2 tRNA genes and 1 rRNA gene are annotated in these 544 nt (G+C 51.3%); all 3 read right to left on the bottom strand.

The window, feature by feature from the left end:
- Positions 1 to 94 precede the first annotated feature (94 nt).
- Positions 95 to 170 (bottom strand) — tRNA-Ala (locus PPOP_RS11820).
- Between the two features lie 22 nt (positions 171 to 192).
- Positions 193 to 269, bottom strand: a tRNA-Ile gene (locus PPOP_RS11815).
- 43 nt (positions 270 to 312) lie between these two features.
- Positions 313 to 429: ribosomal RNA gene (gene rrf, locus PPOP_RS11810) — 5S ribosomal RNA — on the bottom strand.
- Positions 430 to 544 lie beyond the last annotated feature (115 nt).

Genomic DNA, 544 nt, shown 5'->3' with positions numbered 1-544 from the left:
AAACTTTTTAACTCCTATTTAAAATTAAAGGATGATTCTAAGCTTTACTTTCGCGATTCAGTTTTCAAGGTACAAAATCAAAAAATGATTCTTATGGTGGAGCCAAGGAGGATCGAACTCCTGACCTCCTGCTTGCAAGGCAGGCGCTCTCCCAGCTGAGCTATGGCCCCATACGGGATATAAAAGCGTATATGGTGGGCCCTAGTGGACTCGAACCACCGACCTCACCCTTATCAGGGGTGCGCTCTAACCAGCTGAGCTAAGGGCCCGCATCGCCGCCGGGAAGGGCGGCAATCTGCGTGTCGCAGACTTGCTTGGCAACGTCCTGCTCTCCCAGGACCCTGCGGTCCAAGTACCATCGGCGCTGGAGGGCTTAACGGTCGTGTTCGAGATGGGAACGCGTGGAACCCCTCCGCCATAGTCGCCAAACAAGTGAAAGGAATTGTCCTTTCAAAACTGACAACGAGTGATGTTTGTGTATGGAAGCTTATGCTTCCAGTATGTCTCCGTCGCAGGAGACGTATTCCTTAGAAAGGAGGTGATC

It is taken from the genome of Paenibacillus popilliae ATCC 14706, from assembly GCF_000315235.1.
GTDB lineage: Bacteria > Bacillota > Bacilli > Paenibacillales > Paenibacillaceae > Paenibacillus_B > Paenibacillus_B popilliae.
Note: the sequence above shows the minus strand (reverse complement) of the source record. Positions and strands in the feature narration are given on the sequence as shown.